18 protein-coding genes and 1 tRNA gene are annotated in these 21073 nt (G+C 71.8%); 13 read left to right on the forward strand and 6 right to left on the reverse strand.

What is annotated here, in order from left to right:
• Positions 1-296: 296 nt before the first annotated feature.
• The 6 genes from IH25_RS0126910 (at position 297) to IH25_RS0126935 (ending at position 6695) form a co-directional block, all read left to right on the forward strand.
• Entirely contained in the window at positions 297-938 is a 642-nt protein-coding gene (locus IH25_RS0126910) for an HAD family hydrolase (protein WP_030615849.1), read from the forward strand.
• A 62-nt stretch (positions 939-1000) separates the two neighbouring features.
• A complete protein-coding gene (locus IH25_RS0126915; protein WP_030615852.1) occupies positions 1001-2182 on the forward strand; it encodes a helix-turn-helix domain-containing protein in 1182 nt (393 codons plus the stop codon).
• A 303-nt stretch (positions 2183-2485) separates the two neighbouring features.
• Positions 2486-2890, forward strand: a complete 405-nt coding sequence (locus tag IH25_RS0126920; protein WP_051754132.1) for an ATP-binding protein — start codon at positions 2486-2488, stop codon at positions 2888-2890.
• Between the two features lie 25 nt (positions 2891-2915).
• Positions 2916-3230, forward strand: a complete 315-nt coding sequence (locus IH25_RS0126925) for a hypothetical protein (protein WP_030615858.1) — start codon at positions 2916-2918, stop codon at positions 3228-3230.
• Complete coding sequence (locus IH25_RS0126930; protein ID WP_051754133.1) at positions 3227-3994, forward strand: hypothetical protein; 768 nt, start codon at positions 3227-3229, stop codon at positions 3992-3994. The genes IH25_RS0126925 and IH25_RS0126930 overlap by 4 nt, the downstream gene beginning before the upstream one ends.
• A gap of 1102 nt (positions 3995-5096) precedes the next feature.
• Entirely contained in the window at positions 5097-6695 is a 1599-nt protein-coding gene (locus IH25_RS0126935) for a DUF4041 domain-containing protein (RefSeq protein WP_245172893.1), read from the forward strand.
• Between the two features lie 320 nt (positions 6696-7015).
• On the opposite strand, the gene IH25_RS0126940 is transcribed toward IH25_RS0126935, so the two are convergent.
• Positions 7016-7088 (reverse strand) — tRNA-Arg (locus IH25_RS0126940).
• Between the two features lie 125 nt (positions 7089-7213).
• Between IH25_RS0126940 and IH25_RS0126945 the strand changes: the two genes are divergently transcribed.
• Positions 7214-8143 (forward strand): squalene/phytoene synthase family protein, encoded by a 930-nt coding sequence (locus tag IH25_RS0126945; RefSeq protein ID WP_030615866.1) that lies wholly within the window; start codon positions 7214-7216, stop codon positions 8141-8143.
• Here the strand turns inward: IH25_RS0126945 and IH25_RS0126950 are convergent.
• Together IH25_RS0126950 and IH25_RS0126955 are read right to left on the reverse strand one after the other, a co-directional pair.
• Complete coding sequence (locus IH25_RS0126950) at positions 8121-9788, reverse strand: IclR family transcriptional regulator domain-containing protein (protein ID WP_030615869.1); 1668 nt, start codon at positions 9786-9788, stop codon at positions 8121-8123. The two genes, IH25_RS0126945 and IH25_RS0126950, sit on opposite strands and share 23 nt — an antisense overlap.
• Before the next feature lie 124 nt (positions 9789-9912).
• Positions 9913-11223, reverse strand: a complete 1311-nt coding sequence (locus IH25_RS0126955; RefSeq protein ID WP_030615872.1) for a M6 family metalloprotease domain-containing protein — start codon at positions 11221-11223, stop codon at positions 9913-9915.
• A 278-nt stretch (positions 11224-11501) separates the two neighbouring features.
• Between IH25_RS0126955 and IH25_RS0126960 the strand changes: the two genes are divergently transcribed.
• Entirely contained in the window at positions 11502-12149 is a 648-nt protein-coding gene (locus IH25_RS0126960; protein ID WP_030615874.1) for a TetR/AcrR family transcriptional regulator, read from the forward strand.
• Between the two features lie 184 nt (positions 12150-12333).
• Positions 12334-13872 (forward strand): MFS transporter, encoded by a 1539-nt coding sequence (locus IH25_RS0126965; protein WP_030615876.1) that lies wholly within the window; start codon positions 12334-12336, stop codon positions 13870-13872.
• Positions 13873-13895: 23 nt separating this feature from the next.
• Here IH25_RS0126965 and IH25_RS0126970 read toward each other — a convergent pair whose 3' ends face one another.
• Positions 13896-14405, reverse strand: coding sequence for a MarR family winged helix-turn-helix transcriptional regulator (locus tag IH25_RS0126970; protein WP_030615878.1), 510 nt, complete (start codon positions 14403-14405; stop codon positions 13896-13898).
• 107 nt (positions 14406-14512) lie between these two features.
• On the opposite strand from IH25_RS0126970, the gene IH25_RS0126975 reads away from it, so the two are divergent.
• Positions 14513-15304, forward strand: a complete 792-nt coding sequence (locus tag IH25_RS0126975) for a dioxygenase family protein (protein ID WP_030615879.1) — start codon at positions 14513-14515, stop codon at positions 15302-15304.
• 54 nt (positions 15305-15358) lie between these two features.
• Here the strand turns inward: IH25_RS0126975 and IH25_RS0126980 are convergent, their stop codons facing one another.
• Positions 15359-15877, reverse strand: a complete 519-nt coding sequence (locus tag IH25_RS0126980; protein ID WP_030615882.1) for a GNAT family N-acetyltransferase — start codon at positions 15875-15877, stop codon at positions 15359-15361.
• A gap of 191 nt (positions 15878-16068) precedes the next feature.
• On the opposite strand from IH25_RS0126980, the gene IH25_RS0126985 reads away from it, so the two are divergent.
• Entirely contained in the window at positions 16069-17067 is a 999-nt protein-coding gene (locus IH25_RS0126985) for a sigma-70 family RNA polymerase sigma factor (RefSeq protein WP_030615883.1), read from the forward strand.
• 545 nt (positions 17068-17612) lie between these two features.
• Positions 17613-18263 carry a TetR/AcrR family transcriptional regulator gene (locus tag IH25_RS0126990; RefSeq protein WP_051754135.1) on the forward strand — a complete coding sequence of 217 codons (651 nt, stop codon included), beginning with the start codon at positions 17613-17615 and terminating at the stop codon, positions 18261-18263.
• 117 nt (positions 18264-18380) lie between these two features.
• Here the strand turns inward: IH25_RS0126990 and IH25_RS0126995 are convergent, their stop codons facing one another.
• A complete protein-coding gene (locus tag IH25_RS0126995; RefSeq protein ID WP_030615888.1) occupies positions 18381-19361 on the reverse strand; it encodes a helix-turn-helix transcriptional regulator in 981 nt (326 codons plus the stop codon).
• Between the two features lie 63 nt (positions 19362-19424).
• Here IH25_RS0126995 and IH25_RS0127000 point away from each other — a divergent pair, with 63 nt between their 5' ends.
• Positions 19425-20960, forward strand: coding sequence for an MFS transporter (locus IH25_RS0127000; RefSeq protein WP_030615890.1), 1536 nt, complete (start codon positions 19425-19427; stop codon positions 20958-20960).
• Positions 20961-21073 lie beyond the last annotated feature (113 nt).

The raw sequence follows: 21073 nt of genomic DNA on the forward strand, positions 1-21073 counted from the left end.
TCGGAAGCAGATGCAAAAGACCACCTACCGACGTGGTCGGGGTCAGGACCGGCAGCAGGCCGAGGAGGACCGCGCGAGGATCAGCGCTCAGGACTACGCGCTGCGGTACATCGCCGCCTGGGCCCGCTCGCTGGTCGCGTACATGCGGCAGGCCAGCTGGAGCCGCCTCCGCCCCCGCAGCCCATACCTGAGGAGGTCCGCCCGTACCTCCACGACATCGGCACGTGACCGCGGCCCCGCTCTCCTCCTCCGGGAGGGCGGGGCCGCTTTCGTCATGCCCGGATACGCTCAGCCCCATGATTCGCGCTGTGATCTTCGACGTCGGCGAGACCCTCGTCCGAGACGATCGGTACTGGGCATCGTGGGCTGACTGGCTGGACATCCCCCGCCACACGCTCTCCGCGCTCGTCGGAGCGGTTGTTGCGCAAGACCGCGATAACGCCGACGCCCTCCGCCTCGTCCGACCCGACATCAACGTCGCAGCCGAGTACCGGGCACGGGAGGCCGCCGGCCGTGGCGAGCACCTGGACGACAGCGACCTGTACGACGACGTCCGGCCCGCACTGGCCGAGCTTCGCCGGCTCGGCGTCCGGGTCGTCATCGCCGGGAACCAGACCGCTCGCGCTGGTGACCTGCTACGAGCCCTTGACCTGCCGGCGGACGTGATCGCGACGTCCGGTGAGTGGGGCGTAGCCAAGCCGCAACCGGAGTTCTTCCAGCGGGCCGTCGAGGCCGGGCAGGTACCTGCCGAGGAGACGCTGTACGTCGGCGACCACCCGGCCAACGATGTGTTCCCCGCGGCGGCGGCTGGACTACGAACCGCGCACCTGCGCCGGGGACCATGGGGGCATCTCTGGGCCAGTGACCCGAACGTCATTGCGACGGCCGACTGGCGGATCGACCGACTGACCGACCTGGCCGCTATCGTCAGCGACTGAATCACCACTCGCACCGTGACGATAGGGCTACCGTGCGGTATGACGGACCGAACGGAGCTCGTATGCCAAGCAACACAGCGCGCGAGGTCGGCCACCGCGTCGCCATAATCCGCCGCGCCCGCCGCATGACGCAGGCTGACCTCGCACGTGCCGCCTTCGTCTCCCTCCCCACCATCAAGGCCATCGAACGCGGAGCCCGCTCCCCGAGTGACGACACTCTGGACTCGATCGCCGCAGCGCTCGCCGTCGACCCGAGCCACATCATCACCGGCAGCACGCGTACCGACAGCCGGGTGCACGCCTCCCTCCCTGCCATCTCCGCCGCGATCGCCGCCTACGACATCCCCGCCGACGACCCGCCGCCCACGTTGCACCAGCTGGCAACGGCCGTGGCGCAGCTGGCCGAGTGGAGACTGGCCGCGCAGTACGCCCGCATTGCCGAGCACGCCCCTCGGCTCCTCACACGCTCGCTGACCGCGCTGCACGACTGCACCGGCGCCGACAGGCTGCGCGCCGCCAAACTCCTCGCCGCCACGGCCCGGTCGGCAGACGCGGTCGCGTACAAATTCGGACACCGGGACCTGTCAGCCAGGCTCGTTGATCTGATGCGATGGGCGGCTGACCAGACCGAGGACCGCATCGCTCAGGCCACCGCTGCCTACGTCCGCACGGAAACGTTCTTCGCCGCACGCGCCCACGCCCAAGGCCTCGCCGCTCTGGAGCGCGCCATCGACGCAAGTCCCAGCCCGATCGGCCGGGACACGACTGCCGCTCGTGGCGCTCTGCATATGCGGGCGGCCGTCATCGCCGGGCGCGCCGAGAATCCGGATGCCGCCGAGCACCACCTCGCCGAGGCACGACGGCTCGGCGATACGTTGCCTGAGGACTCCTACGACGGTACCCAGTTCGGCCCGGACTCGGTGAAGGCCCACGAGGTGTCCGTCGCGGTCAGCCTGGGCCGCGATCACATCCAGGCAGCCCTAGACGTCGCAGAAGAGTGGACCCCACCGAACTCCATGCCGGCCGAACGCAGATCCGGATTCTGGATCGAGCTGGCCCGAGCACAGGTGTGGACAGGGCGCCCGGACGACGCGTTCGAGTCGCTGAAGGTTGCTCGGTTCATCGCGCCGCAGCACACTCGCGAGCACCCGTGGGCGCGGGAGGCTGCGGCCACAATCCGCAGGCTGAAGCGCGCGGACGCGGAGTCGCTGACCGCGTTCACGGAGTGGATCGGCGCCATCTGAGGGAATACACGCTGTATCCCTTGTAGCTCTTGTCGCGGCCCATGCTCTGTCTGTCCGAAAGAGACGGCAGATGGAGGTCAGGATGCGACGATGCGCTGAGCGGCTGCTTCGAGTGGCCGGGCCCGTGAGCATTGCCCGGCTCCACGGGCGAGCGTGCTGGTACTGCGGTGCGGTCGCCCGCGCGATGAAGGCAGTGGGCCGTGTCCAACGGCGCCCCGGTCAGCGGGTGTGGACCGTCGTGTCCTGTGGCTGTCACCTGAAGCATGCGCTCGCCGCAGCGGCCGGGGACGAGGGGCGTGCTCAGTGACCTCCTCCACCCCGCTGCCGCAGGTCCGCGTACTGCCCCGGCAGACGAATGCCGTGCCGGACGCGCGGCACTTCGTGGCCGACGTCCTCAAGGACTGGGGCCTGCTCGGCGTACTGGACGATGCCGCAACGGTCGTAACCGAGCTGGTGACCAACGCGGTTCAGCACACGCAGACGCCGACCGTCCGGGTCATCGTGCGCCGGATGCCGTCGGACGCGGTCCGGGTCATCGTCATCGACAAACACCCTGACCTCTGGCCCGCCCTCCAGTCCGCAGGGCCTCTCGCCAGCGGCGGGCGCGGCCTGGCCCTGGTCGATGCCGTAACGAAGTCGTGGGGCTGCACCCGGTTGCCATGGGAGAAATATGTCTGGGCCGACTTGGAGGTGGCCAAGGATGCCTGAGTTGCCCGCTCCGAGCACACGCCTGATGGCTATCCCCGCCGCGCTCGTGCCGCACATCGTGTTGCCGCGCCTGGAACTCCTGTCCGACGCCCGGACGCGGGGCGCCGAGTGTGTCTGGGGCGGCGAACGGTTGTCCATCGAGACGGCCATCGACCTCGGCAAACACGTGACCGACGACGGCTTCAGCTGGTTCCCCCGCGCATGCCTGCGCTGTACCCGGGACGCTGTGTGGAACGCGCGCAACAGCCACCCCGGTCGGTGCACCGAGTGCAGGGGCCCCGCCGCCCCGTGCGACACCCGCCGCGCCCTGCACGACCTCCTGCTGGAGCTACGCCGATGACCGGCACCAGCCCCATCCGCCCCGTCCAGTACTGGAACGGCACACCGGTGCCGTTCATCACCGCCTGGACCAAGGAGCCCACCCCGCCACAGTCGCTCGCCGTCATCGAGGGGCGCGGCGGTCCAGGACTGGGGTTCCGAGACGAGGTCAGCCACATCGACCGGCACTACGGGATTCCTTGGGTGCGCATGCCGGTCACGCGTGGCGGGCGGCCCGACTTCGTGGTCGTCAACGGCCTGCGGCAGCGGCAGGCGATGAGCCGCCTGCTCTGCCAAGTCTGCGGCGGCCCAACGGTCGGGACCCGGCCGGACGATCGCACGCTGTTCCTGGCCGGCTCGTCCGGCGGCCGGCCCATCACCGCCGGGGAGCGGACGATGTCGCCGCCCGTGCACGCGGTCTGTGCCCGCCTCGCCGTCCAGGAGTGCCCGCCGCTGCGTGACCACGGCTGGGCGGCGGCACTCGTCGGGTACACGCCGGTGTGGGGCGTGGCCGGCCCGATCTTCCACCCGCACACTCTGGAGCAACTGACAAACGACCTGTGCCGTGTCCCGTTCAGCGACACCAGGCGTATCCGCTGGGTCCTCGCCACCCGTCTCGTCATCACCCTGGAGGATGTCACCCCGGTCACCGACCTCGACGCCTTGGCCGACGAGGAGACCGAGGCCATCCGAGCCTCCAGCAGACCCGTGTCCGGCAGCGACGCCGACCGCGCCGGGCACGGCCAGACCACCAGCGCGGATCCTTCGGCAAGGGCCAGGAGGTAGGCGCTGGAGCCGCGCGGCCGCCCCCGTCCCCCGTCGGGGGGCGGCCGCCTGCACAACCAAGTCGCATAGCGAGATGTCGAGCACGTAGACGAAGCTGCATTATTCGAACGTGCGTTCACTCGATCGGGCGAATCCCCTGGTCGGTGACCCCCTGATGCATGGAGATGCGGAGGGCAAGTAAGCGTGCCGGGGTCATTCGGCGTGGTGGCCCCTCCCAGTGACCCCGGCACAGAGCCCCCGCGTTCTGGTGAAGGCCAGGGCGCGGCGGTTGCTCGCTTCTGGGCTGACCTGGGAGAACTCCATGATCGTTTAGGAGGTCCTACCAGACGAAAGGGAAAGGCCCCGGTCCCCCTTTGACCTGGGAGTTCCGGGGCCTAAGCCCTGTTCAGCCGTGTGCCCCCGGCAGGATTCGAACCTGCGACACCCGCTTTAGGAGTTTTCTCTGATCAAGGTCGTGACCTGGGGAAACTCCGCCATGACCGCGTTTGACCCGGAGAAACATGTCTCGGTGGTTTTTGCAGGTTCCCAGGGTTTCCCGGCCTCATGTGTGCGGAATCCGTTCCAGGCCGACTGCAGGGAGGCGACCTCGTGCCACAGGTCGTGGGCGCGCGCGGCGTGGCCAGGGGGAGGTATAAGACGCGGAGGAGTACGCGCCAGTGTGGTGGATCATCCCCGCTCACGGGGCCCCAGTTGCCGTGCCGGTCGCGGTTGTGGGTGCGCCAGGATCCGTGTGCGACAACGCCAAGTCGTGCGTTCTTGAGAACGGACAGGAACTTGTCCGCGGACAGAGGGGTGGCCACCTTCGCTTCACCTTTACCCGGTGCGTCAGGGGCGGCCGGCCGTGCCCGGGGGCGCCGGACCGATCCCTCGAGGACGAAGGGCACTTCGCTGCCGACGGAGAGCCATCCTGACAGCGGCGGGAGTCCAACTGCTCCCTGCGGCTCATCCACCTCGTCGGATCTGCTGCCAGGAGGGCCAAAAACAGGAGATGGCAGGACGAAGGTCCACAAGGCCGAGTACGTTCGACTCGGCCCGCTGGCTGCCGGACGGCATCGGGGTTACGCCGGCCGTCTCTCGCCCTCGCGACAGGAGTCGTTGCCCCATGACCTATCGGTTCAACCCGCCGCCCACCTGGCCCGCACCGCCGGAGGGGTGGAGCCCGCCACCGGGCTGGGAACCGGATCCCGCATGGCCCACACCCCCAGGCTGGCAGATCTGGATCCCGGAAGGGGCCGTGCCGCAGCCGAGCGCACCCGTTCCTCAGCAGTCCCCCTACGGCCCCCAGGCGACGGTCCCGGCCACAGGTGGGGGTCTGTTCGGCCGGCGCCGTAAGCAAGCGGAGTCCGAGGCGGCGCGTCTGGCGGGCGAGCTGGCGCTGATGGAAACACAGGTACGCGGTCTACAGGAAGACAACCGTCACCTGACGGAGCAATTGAGTCGTCTCATCGGAGCCGACAGCGCTCAGATAGCCGCCGAGCAGCAGCGACTGCGCCGCGCGCATGAGGAGAAGCTCCAAGAGATCGGACGGATCGACGCTCTCCTCGACGAGAAGATAGAGCACGCTGCCGAGAGAGCCGCGCAGTCCCTGGTTGACGTGCGCCGCCAAGCCGACGACATGGCTCGCCAGATGGCGGAGGCCGAACAGCACCTCACGGCCGCGCGCCGGGATCTGGTGCTCACCGATGAGACGCGGATGCTGCAAGAGGCCGGCATTTACGAGTACCGCCATCCGCTCGCCGACGCGCTCGCCTACAAGGACCGGCTCGACAGTCTCAAGGCCCGCTATAAGCAGTTGGCGAGGGACGATCGGGCAGTGCTCGGGAACCAGTACTGGATGGTGGACGGCTCAGCTGCCAAGGGCCGCAAGATGGTCCGTGACTTCTCCAAGCTGATGCTGCGCGCGTACAACGCCGAGGCGGACAACGCAGTGCGCGGCATGAAGCCGCACCGGCTCGACTCGCTGATCGACCGACTCGGCAAGACGCGGGAGTCGATCGCCCGGCTCGGCGCCACCATGCAGATCCGCATCGGCGATGACTACCACCAGTTGCGGGTACAGGAGTTGGAGCTGACGGCGGACTACCTGGTGAGGAAGGAGACCGAGCGGGAGGAGCAGCGAGAGCTACGAGCCCAGCAGCGCGAGGAGGAGCGCCTGCAGCGCGAGATCGAGCGCGAGCGGCAGCGGCTGGAGAAGGAACGCAGCCACTACGAGGGCGCCCTGCGCCGCCTGCGCTCCGGCACTGGGGATGAGGCCGCCATCGCCGAACTTGAAGGAAAGCTTGCCGAGGTGGGCGCCGAACTGGAGACGGTCGAGGCCCGCGAGGCCAACATCCGGGCCGGATACGTCTACGTCATCTCCAACGTCGGAGCGTTCGGCGAACGCATGGTCAAGATCGGTATGACCCGGCGCCTCGATCCCATGGACCGCGTCATCGAACTCGGGGATGCGTCCGTCCCCTTCCGCTTCGACGTACACGCCTTGATCTTCAGTGAGGACGCCGTCGGCCTGGAACGCCGCCTGCACCAGGAGTTCGAGTCCCGCCGCGTCAACCGGGTGAACCTACGCCGCGAGTTCTTCTACGTCACACCGGCAGACGTACGCGCTGCCCTGCAGCGGTTCGCCGGACAGCACCTCCTGGAGTTCCAGGACACGCCCGAGGCTTCTGAATGGAGGGCCAGCCAGACCGCTGCCGGGCGGTGACGGGCTCGACTCGGTCAACCTCGTCGGGTGGTCCAGACGGCAGGCGGCGCCATCCAGGCTGATCCAGGTGACCTTGGAGGTACTTCCCGCCGCGAGGTGAGCGGTCACTTCTCCGGTTGGGGTGATCGCGAGCCACACGGACACCTGCACCTCGCTGATGCCTGAGTTCGAGCAGGAGGCCGCCGATGCCCCCGTGGGGTCGGTAGAAAACCCTGTAACCAGGACGTCGCCTAGCGTTACGTCCCCGCACACACGAAAACAGCCCCCTCGGAGATCACTCCGAGGGGGCTGTTTGAAGCTCCGTGCCTGGTCAGACACTGTGCCCCCGGCAGGATTCGAACCTGCGACACCCGCTTTAGGAGAGCGGTGCTCTATCCCCTGAGCTACGAAGGCCGGGTGGTGATCGACCGGTGAGGGTCGGGTCGCCGTCGTCAGTGTAGCGGGTGGTGTGCTCGGTGTACCGGGGGTGCGGTTGAGCGGGGGCGGCTCCTGTCCGGGGCATCGCCAGGGTGGGGTCCGTGAGTGGGTGGAAGCGTGCGCTGGACGCCGCCGGTGTCCTGGAGCCGGGGCTGCGGCGGGACTACGGAGTCCAGCGGGAGCTGGTCGCGCGTTTCCGGCGGACCTCCTATCTGGCGGTGCGGACGCTGTTGCCCGGCGCGCTGCTGCCCCACGTGGTCGTGGCGACCGCCGTGATGCACCACGGGGACAACCTGCTGGACACCGGGTCGCGAGCGCGGCGGGTGGAGGCGTGGGCGGTCTGGGAGCGGCGGGTGCGGGCGGCGCTGGAGACGGGGCGCGGGGATGATCCGCTGCTGCGAGCGCTCGTTCATACCGTTGCCGTCCATCCGCGGATGCGTGCGGCGCTGGACGCGTACCTGGACTGCGCGCCCGCCGAACTGGAGTTCGCCGGGTTCGCCGGTGAGGACGACTACCAGGGCTACGTGGATGCCTACTCCCTGCCCGCCTTCATGCTGATCGGCTGTCTGCTGGGTCCGGACGCCGAGGACGGCCGTTATCGCGCCGTCTGCCGGGCGTTCATCGACGGCAGTCAGCGGCTCGACTTCGTCAACGACATCGCCGAGGACTTGGCCGAGGGGCGGCTGGGCGTCCCGGCCGGGACGCTGGAGCGCTTCTCGGTGCGGAGGGAGGACCTGGCGGCCGGGCGGGCGGCGCCCGGGGTGCGGGAGCTGGTCCGGGACCAGGTCGGGCTGGCGGAGGCCGCCCTGCGGCGGGCCCGGGCGGTGTCCGGCCTCGTCCCGGCGACCAGCCGGCCCTTGCTGGAGGTGCTGGTCGAGGTGGAGTTGCTGACCGCCTCGGCCGTGCGGGCCCGCGGTCCGGAGGTGCTGCGCGGCTCGGTGGGCCCGTCGCCGGTGGCCGCCCTCGGGGTGCTCTTGCGTGCGCGGAGCAAGACGCGCCGAGCGGGAGTCAGGTCGTGGGGACCTTGGTGAAGCGGGACGCCCGGTGCAGGTCGCGCTGGATGTCGTCGGCCGTCGCGCGGAGCGCGGGCAGGAGGTGCTCGACGCAGTCCTCCAGGCTGCGGCGGGCCGCGTGCGTGGCCACGTTCACGGCGGCGACCGCGCGGCCCGTGCGGTCCCGGACCGGTACGGCGACCGAGCGCAGCCCGGACTCCAGTTCCTCGTCGACCAGCGCGTAGCCCCGGGCCCTGGCCTCGGCCAGTTCGGGAGCGGCGGGGGCGCCGGTGTCCGCCAGGAGGACGCGGCCCAGGGAGGTCGCGGCGGCCGGCAGGCGCGCGCCCACCGGTATGCGCACGGTCAGCACACCGCCCGTCCCCGCGCCCGCCGTGTACTGGATCTCCGTGCCGTCGGCGGTCAGCACCGCCAGCGCCGCCGGCTCGGCCACCCGGTCCGCCAGCGCCCGCAGATGCGGTTCCGCCAGGCGGGGCAGCGTCGTCCGGGACAGCGGCGGGAAGCCGAGGTCCAGCACGCGCGGGGTGAGGGCGAAGGCGCGGTCCTCGTGCGGGGCGGCGGCCACCAGGCCCAGGTACTCGTGGGTGAGCAGGGCCCGGCGGGCGGTCGCCCGGGGCAGTCCGGTCGCCCGGGCCACGTCCGTCAGGGACAGCGCCGGGCGGCCCTCGCCGAACGCGGTCAGCACCGTCAGGCCCCGGGCCAGCGACTCCACGAAGTCCCGGCCCAGTTCCTGCTTGGACGCCGTGGTCCAGGTCGCGAGTCCGGCGGGCGCGGGCCCCGGCTCGGGCGGGGGCGCGGTGCGCAGGTCGGCCTCCATCGCCGCCACCGCCGTACGCAGCCGGGGCAGCAGGGCGGCGGGCAGCTCCGCCGCCGGGTGCCGGCTGGTGTGGCTGACCACGCTCGCCACGCAGGCCACGCGGCCGGTGCGGGGGTCGCGCACCGGGGCGGACACCGCGACCAGGCCCGGTTCGATCAGCTGGTCGTCCACGGCCCAGCCGTCCCGGCGGGCCGCCCCCACCCGGTCCGCGAAGGCCGCCTCGACGGCGGCAGCGGTGTCGGTGGTGCGGGCGGTGTCGTGGGCCGGGGCGGGTTCCGGGCGCGGGGGGACGGCCGGGAACGCCGTGTCCCGCGGGTCCTCGGCCCGGCGGGTGCGCCAGCGGGCCCAGTCCCGCTCCGTCCACTCGGTGGCGAACAGCGCGCCGGGCGCGGTCCGTTCGGCCGGCAGCAGGTCGCCGATGCGGAAGCTGACCGACAGCGCCCGGCGGCGGGTGGCCTGGTGGATGAAGCGGATGCCGTCGCGGTCGGCGACCGCCAGCGACACCGACTCGTCCAGCTCGTCGGCGAGGGCGTCGGCGCGCGCGCCGAGCAGGGCGGGCAGCCGCAGGGCGGCCAGGTAGGCGTTGCCCAGCTCCAGCACGCCCGGGGTGAGGACGACGTCCCGGCCGTCGAGGCGTACGTAGCCCATGCGGGCCAGGGTCGCGGTGATCCGGTCCACCGTGGAGCGGGCCAGTCCGGTGGCCCGCTCCAGCGCGCTCGGGCTCAGCGTGCCGCCCGCCTCGGCCAGCCGGCGCAGCACCCCGACTCCGCGCACCAGCGGTCCGACCGCCTCCGCCGGCACCCCGGCCCCGGCACGGGCGCCGGCCTCCACTGCGGTCATCGCGGGCATCGTCTCTCCGGTACGGCGTCGGGGCACGCCTACGGTAAACCCCGTACCGGGACGGGCGGCGGGGACAGGTCGTCGTACGGGCGGCAGAGGTGCTCGTGAACCCCGTACCGGGCTGGGCGGCGGGTCAGGACTCGTCCGCCGCCTGCACCACTGCGCCGCCCCGGCTCACCCGGACCCGGTAGTTGCCCTCCGCGTCCGTCGAGACCACCCGCACGCTGATGCCGTGCCGTGGGTCCTCGAAGGTCTCGCCGGGGGCGAACGGGGCGTCGGAGAGTTCCGCGTGGACGTTGGGGCTGCGGGTGCAGCCGCCGCTGCCGCGGTGGCTGTCGAAGACGGTGACCGGGCCGCGGCCGGTGTCCACCGCCGCGTCGATCCGGTAGATCAGGACGCCGGGACGGCACACCGCCTCGTCGTTGCCGCCCTGGGCGCGGACCTCCAGCGCATAGGTGGTGCGCGCGGTGACCGGGATGAGGACCAGCTTGCCGCCGCCCTGCTGGAACAGCGGGGAGAGGGTGAAGTCGGCGCCGCCCGGTGCCGCCGCGCACCCGACCTGCCCGCCGTCCAGCCAGCCCAGCTTCCACTTGTGCCAGCCGAGCAGGTCGTTGTTGGCCCCCCAGTCCTCGCTCATGATGTCCCAGTGCCCGACCGCGCCCCCGCCGTCCTGCGTGTACAGGTCGGGCAGGCCGAAGGTGTGGCCGTTCTCGTGCGGCAGCACCCGGTACCCGGTGCGGTCGTAGGAGCCGGAGCCGTCGTCCTGGCGGGAGTAGACGAAGGAGGCGTTGGAGATGCGCACACCGTCGGCAACCGGGGCGTCCTCGTTGCCGGCGAAGGTCACGGACAGCACGGTGTCCAGGGCGGAGGGGCCGGCGTTCGGGGTGACGAGCACGTTCAGCAGGTCGTAGTCGCGGAAGTCCACCGCCGGGTCGGCGGCGGCCACGAGATCCTGCACCAGGCTGCGGTAGCCGGGGTCGAAGGGCGCGCCGCGCTCTATGCCGTACTCCTGGAACGGCTTCGGCATGCGCAGCCAGGTGGTGACGGGGGTCTCGGGGCGGTAGTCGAGGCGGCCGTACGACGCGGTGTGGAACCAGTCCTGGGTGCGCGGGAAGAACTCGTGGAAGCGGTCCATCGGGTCGCCCTCGCCGGGCGCGTCGGGGAAGTCGACCATCAGGGTCAGGGCGTGGACGGTGCCGGTGGAGCGGGAGTAGCCGGGCGGGGTGGGCAGGCCCTCGGTCATCTGCACGTCCAGACCGCCACGGATCATGCAGGGCAGCAGCGCGGTGGAGCGGGCCGGTCCGAGGGGCCCGGCGGCGGTGGGCGCCGTCAGGTGTCCGCTCCCGGCCGAGGTGCCGACCGCGAGGGTCAGCGCGCTCACCAGGGTCAGGGCGGCCACCCGGCGCGGGCGTATGCGGCGGCGGGGCTGCGGCTGCGGCTGCATGCAGGGACCTTTCGCGCCACGGCAGCCACCGGTGTGTCGGCTGCACCCTTGCGCTCACCCTGGGGTGGCGGGGCGGCGGGCGCGCGCTGGAGGAGACCGAAGGTGGGAAACCGGGTCCGCGACCGGGTGAAACCCGGCGGACGGTGCTTGTGCTCCAGGTCACAACGATTCTGCGGCGGGATCGGAAATAACCGGGGACGCTCTCCCCGTTTAGCCCTGTGTCCGAGCGAAACGGGGAGTCCTTCCCCGGAACGCCCCCTCGATCCAAGGAGTACGCCGTGCCCACCGCCACCGCCCCCGCCGAGCGCAAGGTGACCCGGCCGCGCGCCGACGCCCTGCGCAACCGGGAGCGGATCGTCGGCGCCGCCCGGGAGATGATCGTCGAGCACGGCCCGGACGTGCCGATCGACGAGATCGCCCGCCGGGCCGGCGTCGGCAACGCCACGGTGTACCGCAACTTCCCCGACCGGGACGCCCTCGTGCGCGAGGTCGTCTGCTCCGTCATGGACCGTACGGCCGCGGCGGCCGAGCTGGCCCTCGCGGAGAGCGGGGACGCCTTCACCGCCCTGGAGCACTTCGTGCACGCCGCCGCCGACGAGCGGATCGGTGCGCTGTGCCCCATGGTGTCCGACACGTTCGACCAGCACCACCCCGACCTGCAGGCCTCCCGTGAGCGCGTCGAGCGGCTCATCGAGGAGGTCATGGGCCGGGCCAAGGCGGCCGGGCAGCTCCGGCCGGACGTCGGCGTGGGTGATCTGATGATCGCCGTGGGCCAGCTGAGCCGGCCCCCGGCCGGCACGGACTGCCCGCGCGGCGACCGCTTCGTCCACCGCCTGCTGCAGTTGTTCCTCGACGGCCTGCGGGCGCCCGCCCGCTCCGCCCTGCCGGGCACGGCCCTCAGCATCAAGGAGCTGCGCGCCTCCTGACCGATTAGTTCAGCTCCCGCGCCCGGTCCACCGACAGTACGGCGGTTCGTACGGCCGTTCCCTTTCTGTTCACCGTTCCGCCTTACTCCGTTTTCTCAGCATTTTTCAGCACGCCGATCCTCACCACGCTGTCCGTCACCAGCCCTGAGTACCAAGGCTCCGAAGTCCTGAAGTGGGTATCCCCATGTCCGAAACAGCCCGCAAGGCTGCCGGCCTCGCCGCCCCGAGCGGTGACGCCAACCGCTGGAAGGCGCTCGTCTTCATCGCGCTCGCCCAGCTGATGGTCGTCCTGGACGCCACCATCGTGAACATCGCCCTGCCCGCCGCCCAGGAGGACCTGGGCATATCCGACGGCAACAAGCAGTGGGTGATCACGGCCTACGCGCTCGCCTTCGGCGGTCTGCTGCTGTTCGGCGGCCGGGTCGCCGACCTGTGGGGCCGCAAGCGCACCTTCGTGCTCGGCCTGGCCGGCTTCGCCGCCGCCTCCGCGCTCGGCGGCGCCGCCACCACCGGCCCGCTGATGTTCGGCGCCCGCGCCCTCCAGGGTGTCTTCGGCGCGCTGCTCGCCCCGGCCGCGCTGTCCCTGCTCGCCGTGATGTTCACGGACGCCAAGGAGCGCGCCAAGGCGTTCGGCATCTACGGCGCCATCGCGGGCGGCGGCGGTGCCGTCGGCCTGATCCTCGGCGGCTTCCTCACCGAGTACCTGAACTGGCGCTGGACCTTCTTCGTGAACGTCCCGTTCGCCGTGGTCGCCGCGGCCGGCGCCTACTTCGTCATCCGCGAGCCGGAGGGCGGCCGCAACCGCAACCCGCTCGACATCCCGGGCGTCCTGCTGTCCACCCTCGGCCTGGTCGCGCTCGTCTACGGCTTCACCCGCGCCGAGTCCGACGGCTGGAGCGACACGGTGACCGTGACGATGTTCGTCGCCTCCGTCGTGCTGCTGCTGGCGTTCGTGCTGGTCGAGGCCAAGGTCAAGGCCCCGCTGCTGCCGCTGCGCGTGGTGACCGACCGCAACCGCGGCGGTATCTACCTCTCGCTGGGTCTCGCGATCATCGGCATGTTCGGCCTGTTCCTCTTCCTGACCTACTACCTGCAGATCGTGAAGGGCTACTCGCCGGTCAAGACCGGTTTCGCCTTCCTGCCGATGGTGGTCGGCATGATCACCGGCTCCACCCAGATCGGCACCCGGCTGATGACCCGGCTGCCGGCCCGGCTGCTGATGGGCCCCGGCTTCCTGGTCGCCGGCGTCGGCATGCTGCTGCTGACCCAGCTGGAGATCGACTCCTCGTACCCGGCGCTGCTGCTGCCCGCCATGCTGCTGCTCGGCCTCGGCATGGGTACGGCGTTCATGCCGGCGATGTCCCTGGCCACCCAGGGGGTCCAGCCCCGGGACGCCGGTGTCGCCTCCGCGATGGTCAACACCTCGCAGCAGGTGGGCGGCGCGATCGGCACCGCCCTGCTGAACACGATCGCCTCCTCGGCGACCACCTCGTACGTCAAGGACCACATCGCCGGCGCCACCGGCCGGCCGCAGCAGCAGCTGGTGGGCCTCCAGGGCATGGTCCACGGCTACACGGCCGCGATCTGGGTCGCCGTCGGCATCCTGGCGCTCGCCTCGCTGATCGCGTTCACCTTCGTCAACGCCGGCCGCCCGAGCATGGCCCCCGTGACGGCGGGCGAGGGCGCCGAGGACGAGCTCCCGGTGCCGGTGGTGGCCCACTGACCGCCCGGTGAGCCACCGGTGAGCTAGCGGAGCCAGGGCAGGTCCGCACCCGCTTCCTTGGGCTGGAGGCCCTCGGCGACGATCTCCATGATCTCGCCGAGGGCCTTCTGCTGTTCCGGGCTCAGCCGGTCGAACAGCGCCTGGCGCACGGCGGCCACATGGCCGGGCGCGGTGCGCCGCAGCACCTCGACGCCCTCGTCGGTGAGCACGGCGAACTGGCCGCGCTTGTCGGCGGGGCAGTCCTCCCGGCGGACCCAGCCGTTCTTCTCCAGCCGGGCGACGGCGTGCGAGAGCCGGGAGCGGGTGATCTTCGCCTGCATCGCCAGCTCGGTCATCCGCAGCCGGCGGCGCGGGGCCTCGGCGAGGCCGACGAGCAGGCCGTAGTAGACGTGCGGCATCCCGGCGTCGCGCTGGAGCTGCCGGTCGAGGTGGTCCTCCAGGAGGGTGGTGGCGTGCAGATAGGCGCGCCAGACGTGCTGTTCCTCGTCGGTCAGCCAGCGGGGCCCTGCGGCGGAGTCCGGTGCCTTGTTCATGTATCCACTCTACGAGGCGGCTTCTTGAAACTTGAACAAGCGACGGGTAGGGTTCCGGGCTGAAACTTGAGAGTTCAAGCAGGGTCAGACCCACGGGAGCCGCCGCGATGTCCGCCACCGTCCAGGAGCGCATGCCCGCCCTGTACCTCAGCCACGGCGCCCCGCCGCTCGCCGACGACCCGGTCTGGCCCGGCCAGCTCGCCGCCTGGTCCGCCGCCCTGCCCCGCCCGCGCGCCGTCCTCATGGTCTCCGCCCACTGGGAGGAGGCCCCGCTCGCCCTCGGCGCGGTCGAGACCGTCCCGCTCGTCTACGACTTCTGGGGCTTCCCCGAGCGCTACTACAGGGTCCGCTACGCCGCCCCGGGCGCCCCCGCGCTCGCCGACGCCGTCCGCAAGCTGCTGCGCGCCCCCGGGCTCCCCGTACAGGACATCCCCGACCGGGGCCTGGACCACGGCGCCTACGTGCCGCTCGTCGAGATGTACCCGGACGCCGGCGTCCCCGTCCTGCAGATCTCCCTGCCCACCCTCGACCCGGTCCGCCTGATGGACCTCGGCCGCAGGCTCGCCCCGCTGCGCGACGAGGGCGTGCTGATCGTCGGCTCCGGCTTCTTCACCCACAACCTCGCCGCCCTGCGGCACACCGGGCCGGGCGTGCCGAGCTGGTCGGCGGAGTTCGACGACTGGGGCCGGCGCGCCCTGGAGGCCCGCGACTGGGACGCCCTGCTCGACTTCCTGGACAAGGCCCCGGCCGGCCGCTACGCCCATCCGCGCACCGAACACTTCGCCCCGCTCTTCGTCACCATGGGCGCGGCGGAGGCCGGCGGCGATCTGGACGGGCAGAAGTCGGTGATCGACGGGTTCTGGATGGGAATGGCGAAGCGGTCCGTGCAGTTCGGATGAGGAGCGGCCCGGGGTGTGGCGCCCCGGGCGGAGCTCCTTCCCGTACCGCCTCGCTCAGAGTTCCTTCTCGTACCAGGCCACGTCCCAGTAGCGGCCGAACTTGCGGCCGACCTCGTGGAACGTGCCGACGTGCCGGAAGCCGAAGCGGGCGTGCAGCCGCTCGGAGGGCTCGTTGGGCCGGGCGATCCCGGCGTAGGCGCGGTGTATGTCCTCCCCGGCCAGGGCCTTGAACAGGGCGTCGTAGAGCAGGGTGCCGATGCCGCGCCGGCCCGCGTCGGGGGCGACGTACACCGAGGTCTCCACGGACGTCCCGTACGCGGGCTTCGGCCGGAAGGGGCTGGAGGTGGCGTAGCCCAGGATCCGCTGGGCGCCGGTGTCCGTGGCAACCATCAGCCGGTGGGGGCCGTCTTCCGGGTGGGAGAGCAGCCAGGAGCGGCGCTCCGAAGGGGTGAACACCGCGGTGTCGAATGTGATGGCCGTCTCACGGACGTAGTGGTTGTAGATCTCCGTCAGCGCTTCGAGGTCCGCCTCGACCCCCGGTCTGACCTGCGCTTCGACCCGTTCCGACGGCATTTCGCCTCCCCAAGTGGCGGACAGGGTACTGCATGATCAGAAAAATCGCGGGTCGGGTTGGGAATTCTGTCCGGATTCCAGTCGTTGTTTCCCTCGGATGCAGGGCACTCGGAGAGAGTCCCGGAGACAGCCCCTTCAGTGCCGCGCGTTCGCAGGACCACCCGCCCGACCACCATCGCAAGGGAGCACGCATGGCAACCCGTGCCGTCGCCCGTCGTCAGTCCGCCACCGGCGAGACGGCCGACTCGGCAAGCAGTGTTCGCGCTCATGGCGGCGAGATCGCAGACCGCGACCTGGTCGGCATGTATCTGGACGAGATCGCGCGTACGCCGCTGCTCGACGCCGCCAAGGAAGTCGAGTTGTCCCAGACCATCGAGGCGGGTGTGTTCGCGCAGCAGGTGCTGGACGGCGAGGAGGAGTCCCGCTCGGACGCCACCCGCGAGGAACTTCAGGCCCTGGTGGCCGCCGGTGAGCGCGCCAAGGACGTCTTCATCCGCTCCAACCTCCGCCTGGTCGTCGCGGTCGCCCGGCGCTACCCGCGCAGCGGTCTGCCCCTGCTGGACCTGATCCAGGAGGGCAACGCCGGCCTGGTGCGCGCCGTGGAGAAGTTCGACTACCGCAAGGGCTTCAAGTTCTCGACGTACGCCACCTGGTGGATCCGTCAGGCCATCACCCGCTCCATCGCCGACCAGTCCCGCACGATCCGGCTCCCCGTCCACCTGGTGGAGGAGCTGGGCCGCATCCGCCGCGTGCAGCGCGAGTTCAACCGTGAGCACGGCCGCGACCCGGAGCCCGCGGAGGTCGCCGCGGAGCTGGGCTCGACGCCGGAGCGCGTCGTCGACGTCCTGGACTGGGCCCGCGACCCGGTCTCGCTGAACATGTCGGTGGACGACCAGGGCGAGACCCAGTTCGGCGACCTGCTGGAGGACACCTCGGCGGTCTCCCCGGAGCAGTCGGTCCTCACCCTGCTGCGCAGCGAGGAGCTGGACGACCTGATCGGCCGCCTGGACCAGCGCACGGCCTCCATCATCAAGATGCGGTACGGCATCGAGGACGGCCGCGAGCGCACCCTGACCGAGGTCGGCAAGGAGCACGGTCTCACCCGTGAGCGGATCCGCCAGATCGAGAAGCACGCCCTGCTGGAGCTGAAGAAGCTGGCCCGCGACACGGGGTTCGACGCGGCGGCGTGACACCCGGCCCTCCGGGGCCTGCCGTAGGGGAAGCGTCCCGGGGCGCACCGCGCGAGGCGGTGCGCGCGCCGGGCGGCGCGGGTGGCGGAAGACGGCGCAAACATGGCGCGGTCCCGTCGCTTCAACGGCCGGGCGCGAGGGAACAACCCTTCCGGGCCCGCAAGCGGGCCCGGGGCGGCACTCCCCACACCCCCACACCGCACCCCTGGCCGACGACGACGCCGGCCGACCCACGTGAGCCACGTCCCGTCGCGATCCCCCCCGGCGCCGGGACCTCCCGAGCCGGGCTCCGGCGCCTATCCCCCCCCAGGCGCCGGGGCCCGGCCTCTTCTGTCCGGTGAGGGTGCCACCACCCCTCGCGGGGGGCCGGGTACTGGAACGGCGGCCCACCCCGTACCTGAACCCCGGGGTGGACCGCCGGATGGCAGATTCTGCCACACGGGCATAGCCTGCCGGGCATGAGCACCACCCAAACCCCCGCCCACCAGCCGTTTTCCGCCTCCGTGCCGGTGTCCCTCACCGAACGCCGGAAGGCCGAGACACGGATGGAGATCGCCCGGGCGGCGGCGGCCCTCTTCGTGCGGCAGGGCCTGCGGGCGACCCGCGCCGAGGACATCGCCCAGGCCGCGGGCATCGCCCCGCGCACGTTCTACCGCTATTTCGCCACCAAGGAGGAGGCGGTCGCCCCCCTCTACGCCGCCGGCGCCCAGCGCTGGATCGAGGCGGTCCGCACGGCCCCGGCCGGCCTGCCCGTCCCGCAGGCCCTGGAACACGCGGTCCGCCACACCCTCACCCCCGGCCTCGGCGTCTCCGCCGCGTCCTGGGAGTGGCTGCGCACGCTGGTCCGCCTGGCCGACACCAGTCCGGCCCTGCGCAAGGTCTGGGCGGAGGTGTGCCAGGCGTCGGAGGGCGCGCTGGCGGAGATCCTCGCGGTCCGGGAGGGCGGCCCGACGGCGCCGGTGGCCCAGGAGGCCCCGGAGCCGGTGCCGCTCACCCCGCGGCTCCGGTTCGCGGCGGCCGTGGCCGGGGCCGCCGTACGCGTCGCCGTGGAGTCCTGGGCCGCCACGGCGACCCACCCCACCGGCCCCGAGGGTCCGGCAGGCCTGGCCGTACGCAACCTGCGCGCGCTGCGGGACTTCGCGTGGCCGGGAACCCCCGAGGACGACCGGCCGGAAGCGACGGCCCTACAGCCCTGAGGTCCCGTAGGCCCCTTACGGGCCTTACAGGCCTTACGGGTCCTATCGGTCGCTACGGCCCTTACGGGTCCGTACGGCCCTTACGACCCCTGCGGCCCTGACGGGTCCCTAGGACCCCTACGGCCCCTCCGGTCCGGCGTTCGCGGCCCTGGTCAGGCGGTCGCCCAACTGCCGTACGCACTCCACCAGCCCGCCCGGACCGCGCACCGCGAACTCCACCCCCGTCATCGCCAGCCGGACCGCCAGCCACTCCATGGGGTCGCCCGTGGTGCCCCGCAGGACGCAGCCGCCCGTACCGTCGTCCTCGGGCACCCCGAGCCAGGCGGGAAGGCGCGCGGAGACCTGCTCCGCCGGCCCGGCGAACCGCACCTCGAAGGCGTACGTCTCCTGCCGCCGGTGGATGGACTGCCGCAGGTACTCGGCGGCGCTCCCCGCCGGCAGCTCCCGCGGCGCGAACCGGACGCCGGTCGCGAACGGCTCGCTGACCCGGTCCACCCGGAAGGTGCGCCAGTCCGCCCGGTCGACGTCGTAGGCCACCAGGTACCAGCGCCGTCCCGTCGACACCAGCCGGTGCGGCTCGGTCAGCCGGCGGGAGGCGCTGCCGTCCTTGTCGCGGTAGGCGAACCGCAGCCGTTCGTGCCCCGCCACCGTGGACGCCATCACGGTCAGCGTCTCCGGCGCGATGCCCGGCCCGTCGCCGAGGGCCAGCGGCGTCGTCGCGGCCTGGAGCGTGGACACCCGGTGGCGCAGCCGGGACGGCAGCACCTGCTCCAGCTTGGCCAGCGCCCGTACGGCCGCCTCGTCCACCCCTTCGATGGCGTGCCCGGCACCCGCCCGCAGGCCCACCGCGATCGCCACGGCCTCCTCGTCGTCCAGCACCAGCGGCGGCATCGCCTTGCCCGCGACCAGCCGGTACCCGCCGTCCGCGCCCCTCGTCGCCTGCACCGGATACCCCAGCTCCCGCAGCCGGTCCACATCCCGCCGCACGGTCCGCCGGGACACCCCCAGCCGGTCGGCCAGCTCGCCCCCGGGCCACTCCCGGGGCGTCTGGAGCAGGGACAGCAGCTGGAGCAGCCGGGCCGGTGTGTCGGTCGTCATGCCTACGAGCATGCCGCGCCTATAGGTCAAGATCTGACCTATAGCGGCCCTAGATTCCTCCTCATGACCACTCCGACGGCGCCTCCCGCCCCACCCTCCGACCGCACCCGCTGGCTGGCCCTGGCCATCGTCATGACCGCGGCCTTCATGGACCTCGTGGACGTGACGATCGTCAACATCGCCATCCCGTCCATCCAGCGGAACGAACACGCCTCGGTGGGCCAGATCCAGTGGATAACCGCCGGCTATGCCCTCGCCTTCGCCGCCGGACTGATCACCGGCGGCCGGCTCGGTGACATCCACGGCCGCAAGCGGCTGTTCCTCGTCGGCATCGGCGGCTTCACCCTCGCCTCCGCCCTGTGCGGCTTCGCGACGAACCCGGAGATGCTCGTCGCCTCCCGGTTCCTCCAGGGCGGCATGGCCGCGCTGATGGTGCCGCAGGTGCTGTCGATCGTGCACGCCACCTTCCCGGCCCACGAACGCGGCAAGGTCTTCGGCCTGTTCGGCGCGATCGTCGGCCTCGGCGCGGTCTCCGGACCGCTGCTCGGCGCCCTGCTGACGGAATGGAACCTGTTCGGCCTCGAATGGCGGCCCATCTTCCTCATCAACCTGCCCGTCGGCGTGCTCGCCTGGCTGCTGGGCCGCCGCTTCATCACCGAGTCCCGCGCCCCCAAGGCGCTGAAGCTGGACCTCGTCGGGGTCGCCCTGGTCACGCTGGGCCTGCTCATGCTGCTCTACCCGCTGATCCGCGGGCGCGAGCTGGGCTGGCCGCTGTGGGGGTACGTCTCGATGGCCGGCGCCCTCGTCGTCTTCGCGGGGCTGGTGGCGTACGAGCGGCGCAAGGCGGCGCGGGACGGCTCCCCGCTGGTCGAGCTGTCGCTGTTCCGGGTGAAGAGCTTCGCCGCCGGCATCGCCGTACAGACCGTGTTCGGGGTCGCGCTCGGCATCTTCTTCCTGGTCTGGACGCTGTACATGCAGGTCGGCCTGGGCTGGAGCCCGCTGCGGGCCGGGCTGACCGGGGTGCCGTTCTCGCTCGCGGTGTCCACGGCGGCCGGGCTGTCGGTGCAGCAGCTGGTGCCGCGGTTCGGCCGCAAGGTGCTCCAGGCGGGCGCGCTGGTGATGGGCGCGGGCGTGCTGCTCTACCTGTGGGAGGCCGGCCACTACGGCCTCGCCATCGCCTCCTGGCAGATGGCCCTGCCGCTGGTCGTGATGGGACTCGGCATGGGCCTGATCGTCGCCCCGCTGACCGACGCGGTGCTCTCGGAGGTGCCGCGCGAGCACGCCGGTTCCGCGTCCGGGCTGATCAACACCGTGCAGCAGATGGGCAACGCGCTCGGGCTGGGACTGGTGGCGGTGGTCTTCTACGGGCAGATCGGCGACCGGCTCGCCCCCGACCGGGTCGGCCCGGCCTTCGTACACGCCTTCCAGCACGCGCTGTGGTACGTCGCCGGGATCATGGGCGTGATCTTCCTGCTGATGTCCGCTCTGCCCAAGCGCCCGGCCCAGCACGTGGAGGGCGCGGGGGAGGAGACGCCGGCGCAGGCCGTGGAGGTGACGCCGGCGGTGGAGCGGGAGCCCGAGCCGCAGCCGGCGGGCTGACCGCGTCACGACGAGGGGACCCGACGAGGGGCCCGGCACCGGTCGGGTGCCGGGCCCCTCGTCGTCACGGCCGGACGCGGCACCCGGGAATCCGAGTCCGCCCATAAGTCCGC

The sequence above is a fragment of the Streptomyces achromogenes subsp. achromogenes genome (assembly GCF_000720835.1).
In the GTDB taxonomy this organism is placed as follows: Bacteria; Actinomycetota; Actinomycetes; order Streptomycetales; family Streptomycetaceae; genus Streptomyces; species Streptomyces achromogenes.